The following is a 23,739-nucleotide window of genomic DNA, read 5'->3' as shown; positions in this document are numbered from 1 at the left end:
TCATAAGCGCGGGTGAGGGGAGGTTTGTATCCCAGCGTATCAAACACGGCCTCTGAGACAAGAGGCTGCAAAAGCGCCGCTGCCGGACAAATGGGGCTTACACCGCGGTGATGTAATGGCTCCGTCGCCCAAGCGAACGGGCAACACCCACTTGGAAACCCACAGGAGAACGATCATGAAAACCTGGATGAAAACTTCGCTCGCTGCTGCCCTCATCGCCACTGGCGCAATGGGTTCCACCGCGGTACTCGCATGGGGTGGTCACTGCGACGGCATGCGCGGCGGCAAGGCGGGCTGGACGCAGGTCGAACCCGAGCAGGTGAAGGCCCGCATGGCCCAGCGTGCTGAGCTTCATATGGCCCGCCTGGAGTTGTCGCTTGCGCTGAAGCCCGAGCAGAAGGCAGCCTTTGAGACTTTCAAGTCCGACATGAAGGCGCGTGCCGAGCGTATGGCGACGGGCATGGCCGAGCGTAGTGCGGCGGGTGTGGCGCAGACTGCGCTGCAGCGCATGCAGCGCATGGAAGAGATGGGCTCCCTGCGTCAGACCGAGATGGCCCAGGCGCGCAAATCGGTCGAAACCTTCTATGCGACCTTGAGTGATGCGCAGAAGACGGTGTTCGACGCCGAGTTCCAGAACATGGGGCGCAAGGGCGACCGCGGCATGCGTGGCGGCAGGGGCGGACCGCATAACGGTAGCGGCATGGGGCCGGGCCGCGGCTGATCCTCAGATTTCGCGGATGCGTTGACGAAGAAGGGCTGCCCTGCGGGGCGGCCCTGTCGTGGGCGGGGCTCGAACGCGGGCGCATCCCGCTATCGCCGGCTCAAAGAAAAGGCCACCCCGCAGGATGGCCTCGTCTCCTCCCCCTTGTTATGCGGGGATGCAGTTTCTTAGTGGAACTGCTCTTCTTCGGTCGAGCCGGTCAGCGCCTTGACCGAGGACGAGCCGCCCTGGATCACGGTGGTGACTTCGTCGAAGTAGCCGGTGCCGACTTCCTGCTGGTGGGACACGAAGGTGTAGCCTTGTTCGCGCGCGGCGAATTCCGGCTCCTGGACCATTTCGACGTAGTGCTTCATGCCTTCGCCGCGAGCGTAAGCGTGGGCGAACTTGAAGGTGTTGTACCAGTTGACGTGGATACCAGCCAGGGTGATGAACTGGTACTTGTAGCCCAGCGCCGACAGCTCTTCCTGGAAGGAGGCGATCTGCGAGTCGTTGAGGTTCTTCTTCCAGTTGAAGGACGGCGAGCAGTTGTAGGACAGCAGCTTGCCCGGGCAGGCGGCCAGCACGGCCTGGGCGAACTCGCGGGCGAAGCCGATATCGGGCACGCCGGTTTCGCACCACACCAGGTCGGCGTAGGGAGCGTAAGCGACGCCGCGGGAGATCGACTGCTCCAGACCGTTCTTGACGCGGTAGAAGCCTTCCTGGGTGCGCTCGCCGGTGAGGAAGGGCTTGTCGTTGGCGTCGTAGTCGGAGGTGATCAGGTTGGCAGCCTCGGCATCGGTACGGGCCAGAATCAGGGTGGGCACACCCATGACGTCGGCGGCGAAACGCGCGGAGATCAGCTTCTCGATGGCTTCACGGGTCGGCACCAGCACCTTGCCACCCATGTGGCCGCACTTCTTGGCGGCGGCCAGCTGGTCTTCGAAGTGCACCCCGGCGGCACCCGCGGCGATCATGTTCTTCATCAGTTCGAAGGCGTTCAGCACGCCGCCGAAACCGGCTTCAGCGTCAGCGACGATCGGCAGGAAGTAGTCGATGAATTCCTTGTCGCCCGGGTTGACACCACGCGACCACTGGATTTCGTCCGCGCGCTTGAAGGTGTTGTTGATGCGACGAACCATGGTCGGCACCGAGTCGTAGGCGTACAGCGACTGATCCGGGTACATGGTCTCGGAGGTGTTGCCGTCGGCGGCGACCTGCCAGCCCGACAGATACACGGCTTCCAGGCCAGCCTTGGCCTGCTGCATGGCCTGACCGGCGGTGATCGCGCCGAAGGCGTTCACATAACCCTTCTTGGCGCCGCCGTTGACCTTCTCCCACAGCACCTTGGCGCCACGCTGGGCCAGGGTGTACTCGGGCTGCAGGCTGCCGCGCAGGCGGACGACGTCGGCGGCGGTGTAACCGCGCTTGACGCCCTTCCAACGGGGGTTCTCGGCCCAGTCTTTTTCCAGGGCGGCGATTTGCTGTTCGCGGGTCAGAGTCATGATGCGTCCTTGTCAGTGCAGAAGGGGGTCAACCATCGCGGCGGTTTCAGGCACCGGTCGCGGTGTTACGGCTGCAGCTGGCTCGAGGGAGAAACCTGCTGCAGATGGGACGGAAGTATAGGGGTCATTCTGCGCAGCAGCAATATGTCTTATATAAGACATAAGAAAAAATCTTCTTCTTGAAAAACAGTTGCTTGGATCTTATTTTTTGTATCGTGAAAGAATGTGGAGCGCTGTGAAATGGTTTTTCACCTCTTTCGTGTTGCGCTGCACGCAGCGCCGGTGGCGAAGCCGGTGGGCCGCCACCGGATCGCCTCCAGCCCGTTTCGGCAGCGACAGGTTTACAGCAGGGCTTCGGCGCTGACGATCACGCCATCCTCGTCCGCGTAGACGTAGTGGCCCGGCTGGAAGGTGACGCCACCGAAGCTCACCGGCACGTCAATCTCGCCGGTGTTACGCTTGACCGTCTTCTTTGGATGGGTGCCGAGCGCGAACACGCCGAGGTCCATCTCGCCAATCGCTTTCGAGTCGCGGATGCAGCCATAGACGAGGATGCCTGCCCAGCCGTTCTTCACCGCCAGCTCGGCGAGCTGGTCGCCGACGAGCGCGCAGCGCATCGAGGCGCCGCCGTCTATGACGAGTACGCGACCTTCGCCCGGGCTCTCCACCGCCTTGCGCACGAAGGAGTTGTCCTCGAACAGCTTCAACGTGGAGATCGGTCCGCCGAAGGCGGCGCGGCCTCCGTAGCTGGCGAACATGGGTGCCACGACGGCGAGCTTGTCTTCGTGGGCGTCGCAAAGGTCGGCTGTCTGGATATTCATGCTGGCTCCTCGAAAGAAGGGGGCTATGCGTCGGGCGACCGGCGCGGGAGCGGGCATGATAAACGAGACGATCCGCGAAGCGTTCTGTGCCTTGTGCGCCTGGGCTTGGGGCGCTGCGTGGGAGCGGTATGAAAAAAACGGCACGCCGCGTTACCGCAGGCGTGCCGTCTTGCCGCAGAGGCGCATGGATCAGGCGGTGGCCGCTTCCGTTTCCTCGAAAACGAGCTTGACCTTGTCGTTCTCGTCGAGGTCGATGGTGACCTTGCCACCATTGACCAGGCGACCGAACAGCAGCTCGTCGGCGAGCGCGGCGCGGATGGTGTCCTGGATCAGGCGGGCCATCGGACGGGCGCCCATCAGCGGGTCGAAGCCGGTTTCCGCCAGCCAGGCCTTGAGTTCCTCGCTGAAATGGGCCTCGACCTTCTTCTCGTGCAACTGCGCCTCGAGCTGCATCAGGAACTTGTCGACCACGCGCAGGATGATCTCGTTGTCGAGCGCCTTGAAGGAAATCATTGCATCCAGCCGGTTACGGAACTCCGGCGTGAACAGGCGCTTGATCTCGCTCATCTCGTCGCCCGCCTCGCGCTTGGCCGAGAAGCCGATCACCGACTTCTGCATGGCCTCCGCGCCCGCGTTGGTGGTCATGACGAGGATCACATTGCGGAAGTCCGCCTGGCGGCCGTTGTTGTCCGTCAGCGTGCCGTGGTCCATGACCTGCAGCAAGATGTTATAGATGTCCGGGTGGGCCTTCTCGATCTCGTCGAGCAGCAGGACGCAGTGCGGCTTCTTGCTGATCTGCTCGGTCAGCAGGCCACCCTGGTCGAAGCCGACGTAACCCGGGGGAGCGCCGATCAGGCGGCTGACGGCATGGCGCTCCATGTACTCGGACATGTCGAAGCGCACCAGCTCGATGCCCAGGGTGTAGGCGAGCTGTCGGGCGACCTCGGTCTTGCCGACACCGGTGGGGCCGGAGAACAGGAAGGAGCCGATCGGCTTCTGGGGGTTGCCGAGACCGGAGCGTGACATCTTGATTGCCTTGGCCAGCGCCTCGATCGCAGCGTTCTGGCCGAAAACGACATTCTTGAGGTCGCGCTCAAGTGTCTTCAGTGCCGCCTTGTCGTCGTTGGACACCGTGCGCGGCGGGATGCGGGCGATCTTGGCGACGATCTCCTCGATCTCGTTCTTGCCGATGGTCTTCTTCTGCTTCGACTTGGGCAGAATGCGCTGTGCCGCGCCGGCCTCGTCGATGACGTCGATCGCCTTGTCCGGCAGGTGGCGGTCGTTGATGTACTTGGCTGACAGTTCGGCCGCGCTCGAGAGCGCCGAACTGCTGTACTTGATCCCGTGGTGCTCCTCGAAACGGGTCTTGAGCCCCTTGAGGATCTCGATGGTCTCGGCGACGGACGGCTCGACCACGTCGATCTTCTGGAAGCGCCTGGAGAGGGCGTGGTCCTTCTCGAACACCTGGCGGAACTCGTTGTAGGTCGTGGCGCCGATGCACTTCAGCTGACCGGAGGAGAGCGCCGGCTTGAGCAGGTTGGATGCGTCCAGCGTGCCGCCCGAAGCTGCACCCGCACCGATCAGCGTGTGGATCTCGTCGATGAACAGGATGGAGCTCGGGCTCTCGGTGAGTTGCTTGAGCACCGCCTTCAGGCGCTGCTCGAAGTCACCCCTGTATTTGGTGCCCGCGAGCAGCGAGCCCATGTCGAGCGCATAGACCTGGGCATCCTCCAGAATCTCGGGTACGCGGCCTTCGACAATGCGGCGTGCCAGTCCTTCGGCAATCGCGGTCTTGCCCACGCCGGCTTCTCCGACGAGCAAGGGGTTGTTCTTGCGCCGACGGCACAGGGTCTGGATGACGCGTTCGACCTCTTTCTCGCGGCCGATCAGGGGGTCGATCTTGCCCACCAGGGCCTGCTGGTTGAGGTTCTGCGTGTAGGCTTCGAGTGCGCCGCCGCCTTGCTTGTCTTCCTGCTCCTGCTCACCTGCTTCCGCTTCGCCACGGGAGGGGGCCGAACCACCTTGCGGCGGCGTCTTGGCGATGCCGTGCGAGATGAAGTTCACCACGTCGAGGCGGGAGATGTTCTGCTTCTGCAGGAAATACACCGCATGCGAATCCTTCTCACCGAAGATTGCGACCAGCACGTTCGCGCCGGTGACCTCCTTCTTGCCGGAGGACTGGACGTGAAGGATGGCGCGCTGGATGACGCGCTGGAAGCCAAGCGTCGGTTGCGTGTCGATGTCCTCGGTGCCTTCGATGCGGGGCGTGTGCTCCTCGATGAAATTCGCCAGTTCGCGGCGCAAATCGGCGACTTCCGCATTGCAGGCGCGTAGCACCTGTGCCGCGGACGGGTTATCCAACAGGGCAAGCAGAAGATGCTCCACGGTGATGAACTCGTGGCGTTTCTGACGTGCCTCGACGAAAGCCATATGCAGGCTGACTTCAAGCTCTTGCGCGATCATTCAATTCTCCTCCATCACGCATGCCAGCGGATGCTGATGCTGACGAGCAAACGAGGTGACCTGCTCTACCTTGGTCGTGGCGATGTCTCTTGGGAAGACGCCGCATACCCCCATGCCCTCTCTGTGGACTTGGAGCATGACTCGCGTGGCACGTTCGCGATCCATGCCGAAATATTTCTGCAGCACGGCGATGACGAAATCCATCGGCGTGTAATCGTCGTTCAACAGAAGCACCCTGAAAAGGGGGGGCGGACGCGTCTGTGTCCGCTTTGCTTCGAGAATGACTTCATCTTGTTTTCGGGTGCCCATGAAACCATTCTAATGAAGTCGAACGAGAGTGCAACACGGCAGATGAGCGGCAAATGAGCGGCAGCCGGGCCTTGAACTGTGATCAGTCAAAACGCTGGCTGCGCGCACGTCGGCAGGCGGACGAGCGGCTGAAGGCAGGCGCACACGCGAGCGCTGATGGATCTTGCGGCGCGCGCGCCGGTGTTGTTTCGGCGCGAAGGTGAAGGCATCGATCGTGCAATGCGCAATGCGCCGAAGCCCTTTTGCCTCGCGGCCTGGAGGTCCGCGGGGCGCATCGGGAGGGTGATCGATGCTGCGCTGCGGTATCCGTGGGGGTGCGAAAGACCGTTGACGCTGCCGTGCCGAATGCGTAAAACCGGCTGCGTGCGCAGGCCGGGACTTGATGCCGAGGAGATCCGAGGTAGTACTGATCCTTCGTCGGCGCCACAGCAACCGCAGCAGCACCGCTGCGGAGTAAAGAGCAACCTTGAAGGATTCAAGCAATATGGCAACTGGTACCGTCAAGTGGTTCAACGATTCCAAGGGTTTCGGCTTCATCACGCCGGATGATGGAAGCGAGGACTTGTTTGCGCATTTCTCGGCCATCAACATGAACGGCTTCAAGTCGCTCAAGGAAGGCGAGAAGGTCTCCTTCGAGGTGACCCAGGGTCCGAAGGGCAAGCAAGCCTCGAACATCCAGCGTGCATGATGCAGCAGGTCGGCCGGCAGGCCGGCCTTGCGTGAAACGCGGGTATTGAAACACGAAGGCCATCAGCGAGCTGATGGCCTTCGTGCATTCTGGAGCTGACGCAGCTTGCGCTGCCGACCGGCGCATTGCGGGGAGATTCCGCGCAACGTCGCGGGCGGCAAGCGCCCGCACAAGCCTTACTTGAGCTTGATTTCCTTGTACGGCACGTGCTTGCGAGCGACGGGGTCGTACTTGTTGAACTCGAGCTTACCGGGGGTGGTGCGCTTGTTCTTCGTGGTCGTGTAGAAGTGACCCGTACCGGCGGTCGACTCCAGCTTGATCTTCTCGCGGATGCCCTTGGCCATGGCTTTCTCCGTTCAGTTCGGTTGCTTAAAGCTTCTCGCCACGGGCGCGAAGCTCGGCAACGACGACGTCGATGCCTTTCTTGTCGATCGTGCGAAGACCGGCGTTGGAAACGCGCAGGCGGATCCAGCGGTTCTCGCCTTCGCTCCAGAAGCGACGGCTCTGCAGGTTGGGCAGAAAACGGCGCTTGGTTTTGTTGTTAGCGTGGGAAACGTTATTTCCCACCATCGGTGCTTTACCGGTCACTTGGCAGACGCGAGCCATACGATGCTCCAGGGAATTCTGATTGCGGAAAACGCAAAAGGATAAACGAACATGTGCGCTCATGGCAAGCCCCGCGCCGGGATCGTGCGCGTGAATTTCGTGAGCTGTTCGTGGGAAAACTGCCGGTGTGCTGGCCGGTAAGGGCTTACAGCAGGCCGCGTTCGGCGAATGATACCGGAGATCCGTGTGCCGGGACCACGAAATGGTCGAGTACGCGCACATCGACGAGGCCGAGCGCATCTTTCAGTGCGCGGGTGAGCAACTCGTCCGCGGTGCTGGGTTCGGCGGCGCCGGAGGGGTGGTTGTGGGCGAGGATGACCGCTGCGGCGTTGTGTGCGAGGGCGAGTTTGACGACCTCGCGCGGGTAAACCGAGGTTTGGGTGAGGGTCCCCCTAAACAGGTCTACGGCGTCGATCAGGCAATGTCTCGCATCGAGCAGGAGAATGCAGAAGGTTTCGTGCGGAAGGTGGCCCAGACGCAGGCGCAACCAGTCGCGCACGACCTGCGGCGAATCGAACAGCGGGCGTTCGCGCAGGGTTTCGGTCAGGGCTCGCCTCGACAGTTCCATCGCGGCCTGCAGTTGGGCATACTTCGCCAGGCCCATGCCGGGTACCGCGGAGAAGTCCCGTGCACTCGCGCCGCACATGCGGGTCAGGCTGCCGAAGCGAACGAGAAGCACGCGTGCCAGATCCACCGCGCTCTGGCCCGGGATGCCCACGCGCAGGAAGATCGCCAGCAGCTCGGCGTCGGACAGGGCTGCAGCGCCGCGGGCAAGCAGTTTTTCGCGGGGGCGCTCTTCTGCCGGCCAGTCGGTGATCGCCATCGTACGGGACTCCTCAGGGCGCGCGCCGCGCCAGTGACAAGGGCATGAACTGCCATCGATTATAAGCGTACGTCATGAATATTCTGAAGGGCCGCAGGATTGTTCTCGGGGTCACCGGTGGCATCGCCGCCTACAAGGCTGCCGAGCTCGTACGACTGCTCGGCAAGGCGGGGGCCGATGTGCACGTGGTGCTGAGCGAGGGCGGAGCGCGCTTTGTCACCGCGGTCACCTTCCAGGCGCTCTCGGGCAACCGGGTGTGGACCGAGCTCTGGGATGTGCGCATGGACAACAACATGGCGCACATCGACCTCGGGCGCGATGCGGATGCGATTCTGGTGGCGCCCGCGACTGCCGATTTCATCGCGCGGCTCGCCCAGGGGCGCGCCGACGATCTGCTCAGCACCCTGTGCCTTGCGCGTGACGTACCGCTGATCGTCGCGCCGGCGATGAACCGCCAGATGTGGGCGTCACCGCCGACGCAGCGCAACCTGGCGCAGGTACGTGCCGATGGGGTCACGGTGTTCGGTCCCGCGGCGGGCGACCAGGCCTGTGGCGAGACGGGCATGGGGCGCATGCTCGAGGCCGAGGAGTTGGTGGAGCATCTTTCGGCATTCTTCGTGCCCAAGCGGCTCGCCGGCCGCAAGGTGGTGATCACTGCGGGGCCGACCTTCGAGGCGATTGACCCGGTGCGTGGCATCACCAACATCAGTTCGGGCAAGATGGGATATGCGCTGGCACGTGCCTGCGCGCAGGCCGGAGCCGAGGTCGCGCTGGTGAGCGGGCCGGTGGGGCTGCCAGCGCCGGTCGGGGTGCGACGTGTGGACGTGACCGGGGCGCTGCAGATGCGCGAAGCGGTGTTCGCGGCCTTGCCGGGCGCTGACGTGTTCATTGGCGTGGCGGCGGTGGCCGATTACCGCCCGCAGCAGGTGGCCGAACACAAGATGAAAAAAAGTGGGGATACGCTCACGATCACGCTCACGCCGAACCCGGACATCCTCGCTGAAGTGGCCGCGCTGGAGCGCCCGCCCTTCTGCGTGGGTTTTGCGGCCGAAAGCCGCGACCTGGACGCCTACGCGGAAGGCAAGCGGCGCAACAAGCGGCTGCCGATGCTGGTGGGCAATCTGGTCAGCGACGGTATGGGGGGGGACGACAACACCGTGATCATCTATGACGATGCCGGCCGTCACCCCCTGCCGCGCGCGCCCAAGGCCGAGGTCGCGCGGGACATCGTTACCCATCTCGCGGACCTTCTCGGACGGCGGGAACACTGAAACCTCAGCCGCGCGCTGCCATCGCAGCCATGCGGGATGGAGAACCGCTTATGCACCGCATCGACGTCAAGCTGCTCGATGAGCGCCTCAGGACACACCCGCCCGCGTATGCGACCGAGGGCGCGGCGGGGCTTGACCTGCGCGCCTGCCTCCCGGGCCCGATCACCCTTCACCCCGGCGAGACGACGCTGGTGCCGAGCGGCCTGGCCATCCATCTCGCGGACCCCGGTCTCGCCGCGATGGTGCTGCCGCGCTCCGGCCTGGGGCACAAGCATGGGATCGTGCTTGGCAACCTGGTGGGGTTGATCGATTCGGACTACCAGGGCCAGGTCTTCGTATCCGTCTGGAATCGGGGGCGGGCCAGCTTCACGATCCAGCCGATGGAGCGCATTGCCCAACTGGTGGTGGTGCCGGTGTTGCAGGTGGGCTTCAACATCGTCGACAGCTTCGAGCACAGCGTGCGCGGTGCTGAAGGCTTCGGCAGCACGGGCAAGCATTGATGCATGCCGGCATTCCCACCGGGGTGCACGTGATCTGCAGGCGTGCGGGGCGGATTCTGCTCATGCGCCGCGCAGGGACGGGCTTTTTCGACGGTCTGTACAGCTTGCCGGGCGGGCACGTGGAGCCGGGCGAGCCGGTGCGGGCTGCAGCTTGCCGGGAGTTGCTCGAGGAAACAGGGCTTCGGGTCGCGAGCGCGTCGCTGTCCTGGATGGGTGTGGTGCACCGGCTTTCAGACACCAATCGCATCGACTTTTTCTTCGAAGCGACCGATGTCGATGGTGCGCCGCGGATCTGCGAGCCGGACAAGTGTGACCGGCTCGACTGGTATGCGGAGGATGCCCTGCCGGACGAAATGGTCGAATACGTCCGCTGCGCACTGCAAGCGGGGGCGGCTCCATGGATGCTGGAGCTGGGCTGGACCGCAGAGCGCTGAGGTCAGGCGCGCGGCAACGGCGAGATCTCCGTGTGCAAGCGTGTGGCGGCGCGACCGTGCTGCTTGGGCGGTAACGCGGAATGTGATGCAGCGGAGTCTGATCGATCAGGTTCTGATCTGTTAGTTTCGATCTTGTCCAAAGTATGGCGGAATTCTTATAATCCTCCGTGATGATCAGACGCCACGCAGGTGCGCGGCGAGCGGAGAGCCGCGAGGAGAGCGCGATGAAGATCTGGAAGAGGCTGGCCGTTTCCTGTGCTGTGGGCCTTGCGACGCCGCTGGCGATCGCTTCGGGCGAACTGCCCGAGGTCGATCTGGCTCGCGCGGCCGAGATCAGCGGCGGGCGCTGTGCGCTTTGCCACGGTCCGGAGGGTGACAGCTCTTCGCCGCTCTATCCGCGTCTGGCCGGACAGCACCATCAGTACATCGCCAAGCAGCTCGCGGACTTCCAGTCCGGGCGGCGCCAGAGCGACACCATGAACGGCATGGCGCAGGACCTCACCAAGGACGAGATGCTCGCCCTCGGCGTGTATTTCGAGAAGAAGCCGACCAAGGCCCGTCCGGCGCGAGATGAAGAGCTCGCCGCGATCGGGCGCTTCATCTTTCATCGCGGAAACGAATACTCGGGTGTGGCGGCGTGCACCGGCTGCCATGGCGACAACGGCCACGGGACGGAGGAGTTGCCGCGCCTCGCCGGCCAAGTGCCGCGATATACCGAATCGCAGTTGAAGTCCTTCAACAAGCGCGAGCGCACCAACGACAACGAGATCATGCACTCCATCGCCTCCAAGCTCACCGAGCTCGAGGTCAAGGCGGTTGCCCTGTACATCAGTACATTGGAGTGAGTCCAGCGGCGCGCCCGAAGGGCGGTCCCGCGGGGCATGAAGAAAGGGGGCCAGCGGCCCCCTTCGTTTTGTTGCGTGCTGCGCTCAGGCGAGCATGTCGGCCCAGATGTTGCGCGCCCACGCGAGCGCGGCCTTGGCCTCGATCTCGTTGGCCATCGGCGAGAGCCCGCCCGCGCCACTGACCGGCATCGGCTGCTTTTTGTCGGCGTCGTACTGGTGCACCGAGGCGACGTGTACGACGTTGCGGCTGTCGACGAAGCTGTAGCAGGTGTTCATGACCACGGGCGTGGGATTGGGCGGCAGACCCTCGAACAGGTTGAGGATGGCTGCGGCGACAACCTTGCCGTGCTGGTTGGCCATGTGCCCCGATTTCGGCATCGTCGGCGCCGGGAAGAGGGCGTCGCCGATCACATGAACACCTGGCATGCCCTTGGCTTCGAGCGTGAGCCAGTCCACGTCCACCCAGGCGTCGTTGACCAGCGGCAGGCCGGACTTCGTTGCGATGTCGCCCGCGCGCATCGGCGGGATCACGTTGAGCACGTCCGCCTTGATCGAGTCGAATTCCAGCTCGGCGGTGAGCGTGGCGGCATCCACCGACTGCAGTGCGCTGTTGGGTACGTACTCTACGAGGGCGCCGTAGCGCTCGAACGCCTGGCTGAACAAGGCTTTCTTGGACTGGATATCGCCGTTGGCGTCGAGCACCAGGACCTTGGACTTGGGCTTGGCTTCGCGCAGATAGTTGGCCACCAGGCATGCGCGCTCGTAGGGGCCGGGCGGGCAGCGGTAGGGCGCGCGCGGGATGTGCATGGCGAACACGCCGCCGTCGGGCATGGTCTCGAGCTGCTTGCGCAGCGTCACCGTCTGCGGGCCTGCCTTCCAGGCATGGGGGATACGCTCCTCATTGCCGGCAAGACCGCCGATGCGTTCCGGCACGAAATCGATGCCGGGGGAGAGCACGACACGGTCGTAGTGGAGCGTGCCGTGCTTGGCCGTGGTCACGCTCTGCTTTTCGACGTCGATCGCAGTCGCCTCGTCGGTGATCAGCTTCACGCCCCATTTCGATACGAGGTTGTCGTAGCTGACCGTGATGTCCTCGATCTGCTTGAGGCCGCCGATCACGAGGTTGGAAATGGGGCAGGACACGAACTGGGCGTTGCGCTCGATGAGCGTCACGTCGACCTTGCCCTTGCTCCACATGCGCAGGTACTTGGCCGTGGTGGCGCCGCCATAGCCGCCGCCCACGATGACGACGTGGCGGCGCGCGCCACCGGATGCTGCGGTTGCGCTGCCCGAGAGTCCGGGGAGTCCGGCGCCTGCTGCGGCAGCGATGGCCGAGGCCTTGAGGAAGTTGCGTCTGTTCAGCATCGTTCTTGTCTCCCCGTCATTTCTGTTCGGCAAACCAGGTGGTGATGAGATCGAGCTGCTCATCGGTATAGCCGGCCGCGATCTGGTGCATGATCGTCGCCGGCTTGTCCCCCGAGCGGAAATCGGCGAGCTTCTGCATCAGCTTCTCCTTCGATTCTCCCGCAAGGGAGTCCATCCCGCCCACGCTGTGGCCGTTTGTGCCGTGGCAGTTCGCGCAGGTTGCTGCAAGGTTGCGCGCGAGGTTCGGGTCTTGTGCGTGCAGTCCCCCGCTCAGCGCGAGCAGGCCGAGTGCGGCGATGAAGCTTCTTGTTCTCATGGATGGTCCCTCCGTCTTTGGTTCCAAGGGGTGGTACTGCCTGCACAACGCCAGACCCGTCGTCCGCTGTTCCGCGCGACCGCGCCTGGTCGAATCGCGCGCCTGGCTGGCCGGATGGGCAAGCAGGATGTGCTGAATTCTGCCATCGGAAACCGGTTTGCTGTGGCGCACAAATATTAGTGCTTGACTATATGATTGAAGACTTTTAGATTTGATCCATGTCAAAAATGATCTCATAAAAGAGACTGATATGGATGAGCTCGAAAAAGTCTTCGAAAGCGCCGCGCAGTACTTCGGCCTGCTCTCAGAGCCTTCGCGCCTGAAGATCATGCACTGCCTGTGCGACGGGGAGCGCTCGGTCAATGAGGTGGTCGAGGCGTCCGGGCTCAACCAGGCCAATGTTTCCCGCCACCTGAGCCTGCTCTACCGGGCCGGGGTGCTCGGTCGTCGCCGGGACGGCGCTCAGGTGTTCTATCGCCTGACCGACCCCGATTTCACGGACCTGTGCCGGACGGTGTGCGTGCGCATCGCCTCGCGGGGTCAGCCGGGCGCGGTCGGTGACACCGGGTTGCTCAAGCCCGGGCTCGGAACCGGGCAGCAAGCGGGGCCGTTGCGGCAGTGATAGTTGGTCGTGCATCGAGACAACGAAGGGGGAGACAAAGCATGACGATGTTCGAGACCCGGCCCGGCCGGGTGAGGCCTGCGCCCGAGAATTTCCTCACCGACGCGCAGATCGCCGCGGTCAAGGATGGCCGACGCGATTTCCTGCGCAAGGCGTTCGTCACCGCGTCGGCCGCCATGGCCGTACCTGCGGTGGCTCGCGCTGCCGTCGAAGGCGACCCGGCAATCCTGGAGTTGCCGCAGTGGTCGACCACGCTGGGCTTGCCGGTGGCGGCCAATCCGTACGGCATGCCTTCACAGTACGAGCGTGGCCTGCAGCGTCGCGAGAGCCCGGGTCTGACCCGCGTGGGCGGTTCCTCGGTAGCCTTTACGCCGCTGCAGGGCCTGTTCGGCATCATCACGCCCTCGGGCCTGCACTTCGAACGCCACCACCAGGGCTGGCACGACATCGATCCCTCGAAGCATCGCCTGATGATCAACGGCCTGGTCAAGACCAACGCGGTCTTCACCATGGACGACATCATGCGTCTGCCCTCGGTGTCGCGCATCCACTTCATCGAGTGCGGCGCCAACACCGGCATGGAGTGGGGCAACGTCGCGGTGCCGACCGTGCAGTATTCGCACGGCATGCTGTCCTGTGCGGAATTCACGGGCGTGCCGTTGAAGGAAATCCTCGACATGTGCGGCGCCGACTACAAGACCGGCCGCTTCGTGCTCGCCGAGGGCGCTGATGGTTCGTCGATGACGCGCACGATCCCGATGGAGATGATCGAGTCGGGCGAGGTGCTGGTCGCCTACGGCATGAACGGCGAGATGCTGCGCCCCGAGAATGGCTATCCGCTGCGCCTCGTGGTGCCGGGCGTGCAGGGCGTGAGCTGGGTGAAGTGGCTGCGCCGCATCGAGGTGGGCGACCAGCCCTGGGGGGCGAAGGACGAGGCGGTGCACTACATCGACCTGATGCCCGATGGCCAGCATCGTCAGTACACTTCGATCCAGGAGTGCAAGTCGGTCATCACGACCCCCTCGGGCGGCCAGCTGTTGCTCGACAAGGGTTTCTACAACGTCTCCGGCATGGCGTGGTCGGGGCGCGGCAAGATCACCCGCGTCGATGTGTCGGCCGACGGCGGCATCAACTGGCGCCAGGCGCGCCTTGAGACGCCGGTGCTGTCCAAGGCGATCACGCGCTTCAACATCGACTGGGTGTGGGACGGCAAGCCCGCGATCCTGCAGTCGCGCGCCGTCGACGAGACTGGCTACGTGCAGCCGAGCTATGGCCAGCTGCGCGCGGCGCGCGGGACCAAGTCCATCTATCACAACAACGCCATCCAGTCCTGGAAGGTGGTCGAGTCCGGGGAGGTGAGCAATGTCCAGGTTCTCTAAGACGCTGATCGCGCTGCTCGTCGCCGGCGCCAGCACCGCAGCCATGGCCTGGGAAGACCGCTTCCCCGGCATCGGCCGAGAAGCCACGCCGGCCGAGGTGAAGGCCTGGGACATCGATGTGCGTCCGGATTTCGTCGGCCTGCCCAAGGGGCGTGGCAATGTCGATGACGGCATGGTGCTGTGGGAAACCCACTGTGCGAGCTGCCACGGCATCTTCGGCGAGTCGAACGAAGTATTCACCCCCATCGTCGGCGGCACCACGCTGAAGGACATCGAGACCGGCCACGTCGAGTCGCTCGTCACCGGCTCCTTTCCGCAGCGCACCACGCTGATGAAAGTGCCGACGGTGTCGACGCTGTTCGACTACATTCAGCGTGCCATGCCCTGGACCGCGCCCAAGTCCCTGAATCCGGACGAGGTGTATGCGATCCTCGCCTACCTGCTCAACCTCGCCGAGGTGGTTCCGGCCGACTACGAGCTCAGCGACGAGAACATCCGCGAGGTACAGGCACGCATGCCCAACCGCAACGGCATGACCACCGATCACGGCATGTGGCCGGGTGCGGCGGGTGACAAGGGCGGCATCGGCAACGGCGGCACGCCCGACGTGCAGAGCGTGGCCTGCATGCAGGACTGCAAGAAGGCGGTCGAGATCGCCTCCGCGCTGCCCGATTACGCGCAGGACGCACACGGCAACCTCGCCGAGCAGAACCGCCCGATCGGTCCCGCGCGCGGCAAGCCCACGGGGGCGCCCGCCGCCTCGGGCGAGGCGGGAGCCGCGCCCGAGTCCGCCGGGGCAGCGGCGAGCCTCGCGCTCGCCAACGCCAAGGGCTGCATGGCCTGCCATGGCGTCGCACACAAGATCGTTGGCCCCGGCTACAACGAGATCGCGGCCAAGTACCAGGGCCAGGCCGATGCCCAGGCGACGCTGGTCGCCAAGGCCAAGGCCGGGGGCCAGGGTGTCTGGGGGGCGGTGCCCATGCCGCCGCAAGGGCACGTCAAGGACGAGGAGCTCCAGCAACTCGTGAAGTGGATTCTGGAAGGCGCGAAAGCGCAGTAACCCCTAAACAAGGAGAGACGGGATGAACAATCAACGCAGGGACACCCTCAAGGCCGGCAGCGGTCTGGGCATGCTCGGTCTGCTCGCAGCGGCCGGCTTCATCAAGCCCGAACTGGCGCACGCCGCCTGGAACCAAGCCGCGTTCGACGCCAAGAACATGGACGCGGCCTTTGGCGCCTTCAACGCCGGCAAGCCGGCCGAGAGCGCGGACGTGGTGATCACCGCGCCGGACATCGCCGAGAACGGTGCCGTGGTGCCGGTGGGCGTGGTCAGCAAGCTGCCCAAGACCGAGCAGATCGTGATCCTCATCGAGAAGAATCCGAACATGGTCGCCGCCACCTTCACCTTGCCCGAAGGCACGGTCGCAGACGTGCAGACGCGCGTGAAGATGGGCCAGACCTCGGACGTGTATGCGATGGTCAAGGCCGACGGCAAGTTCTACATGGCCAAGAAGGAAGTCAAGGTCACCCTCGGCGGCTGCGGCGGCTGATCCTCAGTACAGATCAAGGAGATAATCGATATGGCAAACCCGATGCGCATTCGCGCCGCCGCCAAGGATGGCGTCACCGAAGTCCGTGTGCTGATGTCGCACGTCATGGAAACCGGCCAGCGCAAGGACTCGTCCGGTGCCCCGATCCCGGCCCACTTCATTACCGAACTCACCGCCAAGCACAACGACAAGGTCGTGCTCAGCGCCGAGTTCGGCCCCTCCGTGTCCACAAACCCCTACCTCGCCTTCAAGTTCAACGGCGGCGCCAAGGGCGAGAAGCTCTCGGTGAGCTGGGTCGACAACAAGGGCGACAGCCGTACCGACGAAGTTCAGATTTCCTGATCGGAGGGCGGTGGCTGCGCGTCCGCGGGCGCAGCCTCGGTCGTTGCCGGCGAGGGGCCGGCAGCCCGAAAACAAGTGGGACCGCTCGAACGGCCCCTGGAGGAGAGACGATGAAAAGACAAGTCATGTTTGCCGCGCTCGGCGCCGCGACGATGCTGGGTGGCCCGCTCGCATCGGCGCAGCAGGAGCTCAACTTCGACGCCTACCGCGAGATGCTCGCCGACGGCAACCCGGCCGAGCTCTACGAGATGGAAGGCGAAGAGCTGTGGCGCACCGCGCGTGGCCCCAAGAACGCCACGCTCGAGCAGTGCGACCTCGGCATGGGGCCCGGCGTGGTGGAAGGCGCCGCTGCGCAGCTGCCGCGCTTCTTCGAGGACACCGGCAAGGTGCAGGACCTCGAGTCGCGCCTGATGCACTGCATGGAAACCCAGCAGGGCATCCCGCCCGATGAAATCATCAAGGGCAAGTTCGGCCAGGGCGAGCGTGCCAAGGTCGCGGCCCTGGTGGCCTACGTCGTCACCCACTCCAAGGGCAAGCCGATCGCGGTCGACCTGTCGCATCCGAAGATGAAGGAGATGTACGACATGGGTGAGCGCGTCTTCTTCTACCGCACCGGCGCCATGGATTTCGCCTGTTCCTCCTGCCACAGCCAGGACGACAAGCGCATCCGCGCCACGCAGCTGCCCAACATCACCAAGCCCGAGGGCGCGGCCGCCGGCTGGGGGTCGTGGCCCGCCTACCGTGTGTCGAACTCGCAGTTCTGGACCATGCAGCACCGCCTGTGGGACTGCTTCCGCCAGCAGCGCACGGCCGAGCCGGTGTTCGCATCGGACGTGACCATCGCGTTGTCGGTGTTCATGGCGGGCAAGGGCAACGGTGCCGAGGCCCAGTGGCCGGGCGTGAAGCGCTAAGGAGGACATGAGATGAAGAAACTGATGTTTGCGATCCCGCTGGCGCTCGCCGCGTCCTTCGCCCAGGCTGACGAGCTTCAGGCCAAGGTCGAGCAGATGATGGTGTCTTCGTTCAAGGCGAACGGCATCGCCAGCCTCGATCGCCAGAAACAGGATGCGATCCAGAAGGCGTGCTCGAGCCTGACACCGCTGGACGCCGAGACCATGAAACGCCTCGAGGCCGCCGAGTTCGAAACGATCCAGTGGCCTTCCGACGGTAACTACACCGGTGGCGACTGGAAGCAGGGGCAGAAGATCGCGGCCAGCGGCCGTGGTCTGACCTGGACCGACAAGAGCCCCGACAACAATGGCGGTGGCTGCTACAACTGCCACGCCATGGACCCGAACGAGGTGTCCGAGGGCACGATCGGCGTGAGTCTCGAAGGCTACGGCAAGCTGCGCGGCAACTCGGAAGAGGTCGTCAAGTACACCTGGGGCAAGCTGTGGAACTCCAAGGCCTACAACGCATGCAGCGACATGCCGCGTAACGGCTATGGCGGCATCCTCACCGAAGAGCAGATCCGCCACGTCATGGCCTATCTGTTTGACCCGGCCTCACCGGTCAACCAGTAACCGGCGCCAGGCTGGCGCTCCGGATCGGGCCCGCGGCTTCGGCCCCGGGCCCGTTTTGCTTGGCGCGCCTTCGTCTCCAGATCACTCGAAAAGGGTATTCCATGTCGATGAATCGTCGTGAATTCATGCAGATGCTCGCGGTCGCCGCAGCAGGCGGCATGACGCTGCATTCGAACTTCGCGCGTGCCGAGAAGTCGGCCGAAGCGCTCTACGACCTCCCGCCGTTCGGCAACGTCAGCCTGCTGCACATGACCGACTGCCACGCGCAGCTGCTGCCGATCCATTTCCGCGAGCCCAACGTCAACCTTGGCGTGGGTGGCATGATGGGCAACGCGCCGCACATCGTCGGCGAGGGCTTCCTCAGGCACTTCGGCATCAAGCCGGGCAGCATCGAGGCCCATGCCTTCACCTATCTCGACTTCGTCGAGGCTGCGAGGACTTACGGCAAGGTCGGCGGCTTTGCCCACCTGGCCACCCTGGTCAAGAAGATGAAGGCCAGCCGCCCCGGCGCGCTGCTGCTCGACGGCGGCGACACCTGGCAGGGCTCGGGCACTGCGCTGTGGACCAACGCGCAGGACATGGTCGACGCCTGCAAGCTGCTCGGCGTGGACGTGATGACGCTGCACTGGGAATCGAGCTACGGCGCCGATCGCGTCAAGGAGATCGAGGAGAAGGACTTCGCGGGCAAGATCGACATCGTCGCCCAGAACGTGAAGACCACCGACTTCGAGGATCCGGTCTTCAAGCCCTACGTCATCAAGAATATCAACGGCGTTCCGGTGGCCATCGTCGGCCAGGCCTTCCCCTACACCCCGATCGCCAACCCGCGCTGGCATACGCCGGACTGGAGCTTCGGCATCCGCGACGAGGACATGCAGCAGGCGGTGGACGCCGCACGCGGCGAGGGCGCCCAGGTGGTGGTGGTGCTGTCGCACAACGGCATGGATGTGGACCTGAAGATGGCAAGCCGCGTTACCGGCATCGACGCCATCTTCGGCGGCCACACCCACGACGGCATGCCGGCGCCCACCATCGTCGAGAACGCGGGCGGCAAGACGCTGGTGACCAACGCCGGCTCCAACGGCAAGTTCCTCGGCGTGATGGATTTCGACGTGCGCGACGGCAAGGTGGCGGACTTCCGCTACAAGCTGCTGCCGGTGTTCTCCAACCTGCTGCCTGCCCACCCCGAGATGGCCGCGTTCATCGACAAGACGCGCGCGCCCTTCCTCGAGAAGCTCACCGAAAAGCTCGCCGTCACCGAAGGCCTGCTGTACCGCCGCGGCAACTTCAACGGTTCGTGGGACCAGCTCATCGTCGATGCGCTGATCGCCGAGAAGGACGCCGAGATTGCCTTCTCGCCCGGCTTCCGCTGGGGCACCTCGCTGTTGCCGGGTGACACCATCACCATGGAGCATCTGCTCGACCAGACCGCGATCACCTACCCGTGGACCACGCTCACCGAGATGAGCGGCGAGATGATCAAGACCATTCTGGAGGACGTCGCCGACAACCTCTTCAACCCCGACCCCTACTACCAGCAGGGCGGCGACATGGTGCGCGTGGGCGGGCTGCAATACACCTGCGACCCGAATGCGGCGATGGGCAAGCGCATCGACAACATGATGCTCAAGGGCACGCCGATCGAAGCCGGCAAGACCTACAAGGTCGCCGGCTGGGCGCCGGTGTCGGAGGAGGCCAAGGACTCCGGCCCGGCGGTCTGGGACGTGGTCGCCGACTACCTTCGCGGCCAGAAGGTGATCACCCAGCGCGCGCTCAACCTGCCCACGCTCAAGGGTATGGACGGCAACCCGGGCGTGGCGATCTAAGCCCCACCCGCTGAAAGTGAGGCAGTCCGTCGTCGTGCGCTCGGTACGGCGACGGGCTGCATCCTTTGCAGCACCCTCCTAAATGTGCTCGTTTGCCGGAAACAGATTGCAAAAGCGCAACTCGAGCGGGTAGGGGAAAAAGTCTTCCACGTAGCCATCGCGGATGCGCTGCTGCGCCTGCTGCCAGAACTTCGGCGCGAGCAGGTCGCGGTGGTGCTTGAGGAAGGCCTTGCGCACGCGCGGCACGCCGAGCAGGAAGGTGGCGAACTCCTCGGGGAACACGTCCATCGGCCCCGCCGAATACCAGGGCTCGGCCGACATCTCCATTTCCTCATAGGGCGCGGGCGGGATGGCGCGGAAGTTCATGTCGGTCATGTACTCGATCTCGTCGTAGTCGTAGAACACGACCCGGCCGTAGCGCGTCACGCCGAAGTTCTTCCACAGCATGTCGCCAGGGAAGATGTTGGCGATCGCGAGCTCGCGGATCGCGTTGCCGTATTCCCGGACCGCCTCTTCCAGTTCCGTATCGTTCGCCTTCTCCAGGTAGATGTTGAGCGGCGTCATGCGGCGCTCGATGTAGAGGTGCTTGATGATCACCTTGTCGCCGTCGATCTCGAAGCTCGAGGGTGCGAGGGTGCGCAGCTCGTCCAGCAACTCGGGATGGAAGCGCGACAGCGGCAGCGCGGCGTAGGAGAACTCCAGCGTGTCGGCCATGCGGCCGACGCGGTCGACGTGCTTGACCATCAGGTACTTGCGCTTGACCGTGGCACGATCCATGTTCTTCGAGCTGCCGAAGGTGTCCTTGATGATCTTGAACACGTAGGGGAAGGAGGGCAGCGTGAACACCAGCATCACCAGGCCGCGGATGCCGGGCGCGATGATGAACTGGTCGTTCGAGTGGCGCAGGTGCGAGACCAGGTCGCGGAAGAACATGGTCTTGCCCTGCTTGCCCAGGCCCAGCATGGTGTAGAGCTCGCTGCGCGGCTTGTTGGGCATGATCGAGCGCAGGAACTGCACGTAGCCCGAGGGCACCTCCATGTCGACGAGGAAGTAGGCGCGCGACAGCGAGAACAGCACCGAGATCCGCCACGGGTCGAGGATCAGCGTGTCCAGATAGAGCAGGCCGCGCGCGTTGTGGCGCACGGCGATGGCGAAGGGGTATTCCTGGTAGCCGTTGACCGTCTTGCCGATGATGTAGGCGGTCTTGTTGCGATAGAAGGCCGAGTACAGCACCTGGATCTGGCAGTTGACCTCCATCTGCGGCCACTCGCCCAGGTGCGCCAGCGCGGCGCGCATCACCTGGTGGACGTCGCGCTCCAGGTCCTCGAAGCTGCGCTGCCAGTCGAAGTCCTCGACGATACGGCGGATGGTGGCGCGCAGGCCGCGCTCCTGCGGGTAGTAGCTCGAGTACACCGGCGGGTAGGATTCGATGAACTCAGTCGAGATCGCCGGGCGCGCAAACAGGTAGTCATTGTTGAAGTAACTGCGGTGCAGGATCTTGGTCGTCACCGAGTTGAAGAAGGTTTCGGCGAGTTCGGGCTGGCGGTGATTGATCAGCATGCCGATGAACTGCAGCTTGACCTGCTGCCAGGTGGCGTCATCGAGCGCGTCGGCGTCGAACTCGTCGAGCAGGCGGGCCACCGTCTCGGCTACGCGATCGTCGTAGAACTGCACCCGTTCGCGCACCGAATCGAGCTGCTTCTGCCATTGAGCGCCCTCGAACAGCTCTTTCGCGCGGCGCGAGGTTTCGCGAAAGATCCGGTAGTGCTTGTTGAAGCCCTCCACCAGGGCCTGGGCGATCGCCTGTGCGACCGGGTTCTCTCCCAACTGCACGTCCATCGAGCCTCCTCGGGGGTCTGGCGGGGGCCGTTCCGGCCCGCCCAACGGTGGCTCAGTCTATCACCCGCTCATGTGCCGGGCGGGGGCGTTGGGGCACGGCGGCGGTGCGTTTTTCCGTCCCCTGCCGGGAAGGCGCTTTCTTTCGGGCCGCGTTCTTTTGGAGGATAATGCGCCCTCGGTACAGGGCTGCGATGCGCCCGGTTCGCCGTCGCGCCCTTCCGTTGCTGTCACCACAGACCAGAACCGCGGACCCGTTCGCGGTCATTGAGAGAGGGAGCAGGCATGAGCGAATCCAAGATCACGGTACCCGCGGGCGGCCAGAAAATCGTCCCGGGGCAAGCGGTTCCGGACCACCCCATCATCCCGTTTATCGAAGGCGACGGCATCGGCGTGGACATCACGCCGGTGATGATCAAGGTCATCGACGCTGCGGTCGAGAAGGCCTACGGCGGCAAGAAGAAGATCCACTGGATGGAAGTCTACGCCGGCGAGAAGTCGACGCAGATCTATGGCCCGGACCAGTGGCTGCCGAAGGAAACCTTCGACGCCCTCAAGACCTACTCGGTGTCGATCAAGGGCCCGATGACCACGCCGGTGGGCGGCGGCATCCGCTCGCTCAACGTGGCGCTGCGTCAGGAACTCGACCTCTACCAGTGCGTGCGTCCGGTGCGCTACTTCAAGGGCGTGCCCAGCCCGCTCAAGCGCCCCGAGCTGACCGACATGGTCATCTTCCGCGAGAACACCGAGGACATCTATGCCGGCGTCGAGTGGCAGGCAGGCTCCGATGCGGCCAACAAGGTCATCCAGTTCCTGCGCGAAGAGATGGGGGTGCAGAAGATCCGCTTCCCGCAGGATTGCGGCATCGGCGTCAAGCCGGTTTCGGTCGAGGGCACCACGCGCCTGGTGCGCGCCGCGATCCGGTATGCGATCGACAACGACCGCAAGAGCGTGACCCTGGTGCACAAGGGCAACATCATGAAGTTCACCGAGGGCCTGTTCCGCGACGTCGGCTACAAGGTGGCGCAGGAGGAATTCGGTGCGCAGCCGATCGACGGCGGCCCGTGGTGCAAGTTCGCCAACCCTAAGACCGGCCGCGAGATCCTCGTCAAGGACGCCATCGCCGACGCCTTCCTGCAGCAGATCCTGTTGCGCCCGGCCGAATACGACGTGATCGCCACGCTCAACCTCAACGGCGACTACATCTCGGACGCGCTCGCAGCGCAGGTGGGTGGCATCGGCATCGCGCCGGGGGCGAACATCTCCGACCAGTACGCCTGCTTCGAGGCCACCCACGGCACCGCGCCCAAGTACGCGGGGCTGGACAAGGTGAATCCGGGCTCGCTGATCCTGTCGGCCGAGATGATGCTGCGCCACCTGGGCTGGAAGGAAGCGGCCGACCTCGTCATCCAGGGCATGGAGGCGGCGATCGCCGACAAGCAGGTCACCTACGACTTCGCCCGCCTGATGGAAGGCGCCAACGAGGTGTCGTGCTCCGAGTTCGGCGACGCGATGATCGCGCGCATGTAAGCCGTTCCGCCCCGCAAGAACCCGCCCGCTCTGCCCGAGCCGGCGGGTTTTTTGTTGCCTGTGCTTCACCCCGTCGGCGTCGGCGGATTCGATCGGTTCATTCCTGACACGCGCTGTAAGGGATAAGTAAGACTGATGTTTCTATAATTCGCACACTGCTGCATGGGCTGGAGTTGTCTCTTGCCGGTTCACGCAGTGGCGGTGTTTCACAGACAACGAGGAGACATGATGGAAAACAACAGTGCAGCTGGCTACTGGAAAGCCACACTGGGCCTCCTGACCAAGATCATGGTCGTGTGGTTCCTGGTGTCCTACGGGGCTGGAATCCTTTTCGCAGACGCGCTCAACAGCATCCATCTCGGCGGCTATCCGCTCGGGTTCTGGTTTGCACAGCAGGGCTCGATCTATGTGTTCATCGCACTGATCTTCTTCTACGCGAAGAAGATGGGTGAGATCGACCGCAAGTTCGACGTTCACGAAGAATAAAC

Annotated in this window: 26 protein-coding genes; 16 read left to right on the top strand and 10 right to left on the bottom strand. The window is 64.1% G+C overall.

Annotated elements, in window-relative coordinates:
* The first annotated feature begins 175 nt into the window (after nucleotides 1–175).
* Nucleotides 176–721: a Spy/CpxP family protein refolding chaperone gene (locus tag ACPT9U_RS00585; RefSeq protein WP_418363513.1), complete on the top strand. Its 546-nt coding sequence runs from the start codon at nucleotides 176–178 to the stop codon at nucleotides 719–721.
* 167 nt (nucleotides 722–888) lie between these two features.
* On the opposite strand, the gene aceA is transcribed toward ACPT9U_RS00585, so the two are convergent.
* From aceA to clpS, 4 genes are all read right to left on the bottom strand, one after another.
* The gene (gene aceA, locus ACPT9U_RS00580) at nucleotides 889–2,202 is read right to left on the bottom strand and encodes an isocitrate lyase (protein WP_418363512.1); all 1,314 of its coding nucleotides are present in this window, start codon (nucleotides 2,200–2,202) and stop codon (nucleotides 889–891) included.
* Between the two features lie 341 nt (nucleotides 2,203–2,543).
* On the bottom strand, nucleotides 2,544–3,023 hold the full coding sequence (gene rraA / locus ACPT9U_RS00575; RefSeq protein WP_435749537.1) for a ribonuclease E activity regulator RraA: 480 nt from the start codon (nucleotides 3,021–3,023) through the stop codon (nucleotides 2,544–2,546).
* A gap of 189 nt (nucleotides 3,024–3,212) precedes the next feature.
* A complete protein-coding gene (gene clpA, locus ACPT9U_RS00570; protein ID WP_418363510.1) occupies nucleotides 3,213–5,486 on the bottom strand; it encodes an ATP-dependent Clp protease ATP-binding subunit ClpA in 2,274 nt (757 codons plus the stop codon).
* Nucleotides 5,487–5,795, bottom strand: a complete 309-nt coding sequence (gene clpS, locus ACPT9U_RS00565; RefSeq protein WP_418363509.1) for an ATP-dependent Clp protease adapter ClpS — start codon at nucleotides 5,793–5,795, stop codon at nucleotides 5,487–5,489.
* A 484-nt stretch (nucleotides 5,796–6,279) separates the two neighbouring features.
* Between clpS and ACPT9U_RS00560 the strand changes: the two genes are divergently transcribed.
* The gene (locus ACPT9U_RS00560; RefSeq protein WP_418363508.1) at nucleotides 6,280–6,483 is read left to right on the top strand and encodes a cold-shock protein; all 204 of its coding nucleotides are present in this window, start codon (nucleotides 6,280–6,282) and stop codon (nucleotides 6,481–6,483) included.
* A gap of 176 nt (nucleotides 6,484–6,659) precedes the next feature.
* Here the strand turns inward: ACPT9U_RS00560 and rpmG are convergent, their stop codons facing one another.
* From rpmG to radC, 3 genes are all read right to left on the bottom strand, one after another.
* Nucleotides 6,660–6,827: a 50S ribosomal protein L33 gene (gene rpmG / locus ACPT9U_RS00555; protein ID WP_075149299.1), complete on the bottom strand. Its 168-nt coding sequence runs from the start codon at nucleotides 6,825–6,827 to the stop codon at nucleotides 6,660–6,662.
* Between the two features lie 25 nt (nucleotides 6,828–6,852).
* Nucleotides 6,853–7,089, bottom strand: coding sequence for a 50S ribosomal protein L28 (rpmB, locus tag ACPT9U_RS00550; RefSeq protein ID WP_002924478.1), 237 nt, complete (start codon nucleotides 7,087–7,089; stop codon nucleotides 6,853–6,855).
* A gap of 145 nt (nucleotides 7,090–7,234) precedes the next feature.
* The gene (radC, locus tag ACPT9U_RS00545) at nucleotides 7,235–7,912 is read right to left on the bottom strand and encodes a RadC family protein (protein ID WP_418363507.1); all 678 of its coding nucleotides are present in this window, start codon (nucleotides 7,910–7,912) and stop codon (nucleotides 7,235–7,237) included.
* Between the two features lie 74 nt (nucleotides 7,913–7,986).
* Here radC and coaBC point away from each other — a divergent pair, with 74 nt between their 5' ends.
* From coaBC to ACPT9U_RS00525, 4 genes are all read left to right on the top strand, one after another.
* Nucleotides 7,987–9,183, top strand: a complete 1,197-nt coding sequence (gene coaBC, locus ACPT9U_RS00540) for a bifunctional phosphopantothenoylcysteine decarboxylase/phosphopantothenate--cysteine ligase CoaBC (RefSeq protein WP_418363506.1) — start codon at nucleotides 7,987–7,989, stop codon at nucleotides 9,181–9,183.
* A gap of 50 nt (nucleotides 9,184–9,233) precedes the next feature.
* Nucleotides 9,234–9,683: a dUTP diphosphatase gene (gene dut / locus ACPT9U_RS00535; RefSeq protein ID WP_418363505.1), complete on the top strand. Its 450-nt coding sequence runs from the start codon at nucleotides 9,234–9,236 to the stop codon at nucleotides 9,681–9,683.
* A complete protein-coding gene (locus ACPT9U_RS00530; RefSeq protein ID WP_418363504.1) occupies nucleotides 9,683–10,117 on the top strand; it encodes an NUDIX hydrolase in 435 nt (144 codons plus the stop codon). Before dut ends, ACPT9U_RS00530 begins: the two co-directional genes overlap by 1 nt.
* Nucleotides 10,118–10,341: 224 nt before the next feature.
* The gene (locus tag ACPT9U_RS00525) at nucleotides 10,342–10,962 is read left to right on the top strand and encodes a c-type cytochrome (protein ID WP_418363503.1); all 621 of its coding nucleotides are present in this window, start codon (nucleotides 10,342–10,344) and stop codon (nucleotides 10,960–10,962) included.
* An 84-nt stretch (nucleotides 10,963–11,046) separates the two neighbouring features.
* Here ACPT9U_RS00525 and ACPT9U_RS00520 read toward each other — a convergent pair whose 3' ends face one another.
* Together ACPT9U_RS00520 and ACPT9U_RS00515 are read right to left on the bottom strand one after the other, a co-directional pair.
* Complete coding sequence (locus ACPT9U_RS00520) at nucleotides 11,047–12,327, bottom strand: FCSD flavin-binding domain-containing protein (RefSeq protein WP_435749536.1); 1,281 nt, start codon at nucleotides 12,325–12,327, stop codon at nucleotides 11,047–11,049.
* Nucleotides 12,328–12,343: 16 nt separating this feature from the next.
* Nucleotides 12,344–12,643 carry a c-type cytochrome gene (locus ACPT9U_RS00515; RefSeq protein ID WP_418363501.1) on the bottom strand — a complete coding sequence of 100 codons (300 nt, stop codon included), beginning with the start codon at nucleotides 12,641–12,643 and terminating at the stop codon, nucleotides 12,344–12,346.
* A gap of 250 nt (nucleotides 12,644–12,893) precedes the next feature.
* On the opposite strand from ACPT9U_RS00515, the gene ACPT9U_RS00510 reads away from it, so the two are divergent.
* The 8 genes from ACPT9U_RS00510 to soxB all read left to right on the top strand — a co-directional run bounded on the left by ACPT9U_RS00510 (nucleotide 12,894) and on the right by soxB (nucleotide 19,885).
* Nucleotides 12,894–13,265, top strand: a complete 372-nt coding sequence (locus ACPT9U_RS00510; protein ID WP_435749535.1) for an ArsR/SmtB family transcription factor — start codon at nucleotides 12,894–12,896, stop codon at nucleotides 13,263–13,265.
* Nucleotides 13,266–13,306: 41 nt separating this feature from the next.
* Entirely contained in the window at nucleotides 13,307–14,644 is a 1,338-nt protein-coding gene (gene soxC / locus ACPT9U_RS00505) for a sulfite dehydrogenase (RefSeq protein WP_418363499.1), read from the top strand.
* On the top strand, nucleotides 14,628–15,704 hold the full coding sequence (locus ACPT9U_RS00500; RefSeq protein ID WP_435749534.1) for a c-type cytochrome: 1,077 nt from the start codon (nucleotides 14,628–14,630) through the stop codon (nucleotides 15,702–15,704). Before soxC ends, ACPT9U_RS00500 begins: the two co-directional genes overlap by 17 nt.
* A gap of 22 nt (nucleotides 15,705–15,726) precedes the next feature.
* Nucleotides 15,727–16,194 carry a thiosulfate oxidation carrier protein SoxY gene (gene soxY / locus ACPT9U_RS00495; RefSeq protein ID WP_418363497.1) on the top strand — a complete coding sequence of 156 codons (468 nt, stop codon included), beginning with the start codon at nucleotides 15,727–15,729 and terminating at the stop codon, nucleotides 16,192–16,194.
* A 30-nt stretch (nucleotides 16,195–16,224) separates the two neighbouring features.
* On the top strand, nucleotides 16,225–16,536 hold the full coding sequence (soxZ, locus tag ACPT9U_RS00490; RefSeq protein WP_418363496.1) for a thiosulfate oxidation carrier complex protein SoxZ: 312 nt from the start codon (nucleotides 16,225–16,227) through the stop codon (nucleotides 16,534–16,536).
* A 110-nt stretch (nucleotides 16,537–16,646) separates the two neighbouring features.
* Nucleotides 16,647–17,447: a sulfur oxidation c-type cytochrome SoxA gene (soxA, locus tag ACPT9U_RS00485; protein ID WP_435749533.1), complete on the top strand. Its 801-nt coding sequence runs from the start codon at nucleotides 16,647–16,649 to the stop codon at nucleotides 17,445–17,447.
* A 12-nt stretch (nucleotides 17,448–17,459) separates the two neighbouring features.
* Nucleotides 17,460–18,059, top strand: a complete 600-nt coding sequence (gene soxX / locus ACPT9U_RS00480; protein WP_320383975.1) for a sulfur oxidation c-type cytochrome SoxX — start codon at nucleotides 17,460–17,462, stop codon at nucleotides 18,057–18,059.
* A 101-nt stretch (nucleotides 18,060–18,160) separates the two neighbouring features.
* The gene (gene soxB / locus ACPT9U_RS00475; protein WP_435749532.1) at nucleotides 18,161–19,885 is read left to right on the top strand and encodes a thiosulfohydrolase SoxB; all 1,725 of its coding nucleotides are present in this window, start codon (nucleotides 18,161–18,163) and stop codon (nucleotides 19,883–19,885) included.
* A 78-nt stretch (nucleotides 19,886–19,963) separates the two neighbouring features.
* Here the strand turns inward: soxB and aceK are convergent, their stop codons facing one another.
* Nucleotides 19,964–21,724, bottom strand: coding sequence for a bifunctional isocitrate dehydrogenase kinase/phosphatase (gene aceK / locus ACPT9U_RS00470; protein ID WP_435749531.1), 1,761 nt, complete (start codon nucleotides 21,722–21,724; stop codon nucleotides 19,964–19,966).
* 282 nt (nucleotides 21,725–22,006) lie between these two features.
* Here aceK and icd point away from each other — a divergent pair, with 282 nt between their 5' ends.
* Both icd and ACPT9U_RS00460 read left to right on the top strand, forming a co-directional pair.
* Entirely contained in the window at nucleotides 22,007–23,251 is a 1,245-nt protein-coding gene (gene icd / locus ACPT9U_RS00465) for an NADP-dependent isocitrate dehydrogenase (RefSeq protein WP_418363491.1), read from the top strand.
* Nucleotides 23,252–23,479: 228 nt separating this feature from the next.
* Nucleotides 23,480–23,737, top strand: coding sequence for a DUF4212 domain-containing protein (locus ACPT9U_RS00460; protein ID WP_418363774.1), 258 nt, complete (start codon nucleotides 23,480–23,482; stop codon nucleotides 23,735–23,737).
* The last annotated feature ends 2 nt before the right edge of the window (nucleotides 23,738–23,739 follow it).

The sequence above is a fragment of the Thauera sp. AutoDN2 genome (assembly GCF_051280715.1).
Taxonomy (GTDB): Bacteria; Pseudomonadota; Gammaproteobacteria; order Burkholderiales; family Rhodocyclaceae; genus Thauera.
This window is presented reverse-complemented; position numbering and strand designations above follow the sequence as displayed.

Coding starts and splice junctions, on each gene's coding strand:
- ACPT9U_RS00585 (WP_418363513.1), top strand. CDS start 176: ATGAAAACCTGGATGAAAACTTCGCTCGCTGCTGCCCTCATCGCCACT.
- aceA (WP_418363512.1), bottom strand. CDS start 2,202: ATGACTCTGACCCGCGAACAGCAAATCGCCGCCCTGGAAAAAGACTGG.
- rraA (WP_435749537.1), bottom strand. CDS start 3,023: ATGAATATCCAGACAGCCGACCTTTGCGACGCCCACGAAGACAAGCTC.
- clpA (WP_418363510.1), bottom strand. CDS start 5,486: ATGATCGCGCAAGAGCTTGAAGTCAGCCTGCATATGGCTTTCGTCGAG.
- clpS (WP_418363509.1), bottom strand. CDS start 5,795: ATGGGCACCCGAAAACAAGATGAAGTCATTCTCGAAGCAAAGCGGACA.
- ACPT9U_RS00560 (WP_418363508.1), top strand. CDS start 6,280: ATGGCAACTGGTACCGTCAAGTGGTTCAACGATTCCAAGGGTTTCGGC.
- rpmG (WP_075149299.1), bottom strand. CDS start 6,827: ATGGCCAAGGGCATCCGCGAGAAGATCAAGCTGGAGTCGACCGCCGGT.
- rpmB (WP_002924478.1), bottom strand. CDS start 7,089: ATGGCTCGCGTCTGCCAAGTGACCGGTAAAGCACCGATGGTGGGAAAT.
- radC (WP_418363507.1), bottom strand. CDS start 7,912: ATGGCGATCACCGACTGGCCGGCAGAAGAGCGCCCCCGCGAAAAACTG.
- coaBC (WP_418363506.1), top strand. CDS start 7,987: ATGAATATTCTGAAGGGCCGCAGGATTGTTCTCGGGGTCACCGGTGGC.
- dut (WP_418363505.1), top strand. CDS start 9,234: ATGCACCGCATCGACGTCAAGCTGCTCGATGAGCGCCTCAGGACACAC.
- ACPT9U_RS00530 (WP_418363504.1), top strand. CDS start 9,683: ATGCATGCCGGCATTCCCACCGGGGTGCACGTGATCTGCAGGCGTGCG.
- ACPT9U_RS00525 (WP_418363503.1), top strand. CDS start 10,342: ATGAAGATCTGGAAGAGGCTGGCCGTTTCCTGTGCTGTGGGCCTTGCG.
- ACPT9U_RS00520 (WP_435749536.1), bottom strand. CDS start 12,327: ATGCTGAACAGACGCAACTTCCTCAAGGCCTCGGCCATCGCTGCCGCA.
- ACPT9U_RS00515 (WP_418363501.1), bottom strand. CDS start 12,643: ATGAGAACAAGAAGCTTCATCGCCGCACTCGGCCTGCTCGCGCTGAGC.
- ACPT9U_RS00510 (WP_435749535.1), top strand. CDS start 12,894: ATGGATGAGCTCGAAAAAGTCTTCGAAAGCGCCGCGCAGTACTTCGGC.
- soxC (WP_418363499.1), top strand. CDS start 13,307: ATGACGATGTTCGAGACCCGGCCCGGCCGGGTGAGGCCTGCGCCCGAG.
- ACPT9U_RS00500 (WP_435749534.1), top strand. CDS start 14,628: ATGTCCAGGTTCTCTAAGACGCTGATCGCGCTGCTCGTCGCCGGCGCC.
- soxY (WP_418363497.1), top strand. CDS start 15,727: ATGAACAATCAACGCAGGGACACCCTCAAGGCCGGCAGCGGTCTGGGC.
- soxZ (WP_418363496.1), top strand. CDS start 16,225: ATGGCAAACCCGATGCGCATTCGCGCCGCCGCCAAGGATGGCGTCACC.
- soxA (WP_435749533.1), top strand. CDS start 16,647: ATGAAAAGACAAGTCATGTTTGCCGCGCTCGGCGCCGCGACGATGCTG.
- soxX (WP_320383975.1), top strand. CDS start 17,460: ATGAAGAAACTGATGTTTGCGATCCCGCTGGCGCTCGCCGCGTCCTTC.
- soxB (WP_435749532.1), top strand. CDS start 18,161: ATGTCGATGAATCGTCGTGAATTCATGCAGATGCTCGCGGTCGCCGCA.
- aceK (WP_435749531.1), bottom strand. CDS start 21,724: ATGGACGTGCAGTTGGGAGAGAACCCGGTCGCACAGGCGATCGCCCAG.
- icd (WP_418363491.1), top strand. CDS start 22,007: ATGAGCGAATCCAAGATCACGGTACCCGCGGGCGGCCAGAAAATCGTC.
- ACPT9U_RS00460 (WP_418363774.1), top strand. CDS start 23,480: ATGGAAAACAACAGTGCAGCTGGCTACTGGAAAGCCACACTGGGCCTC.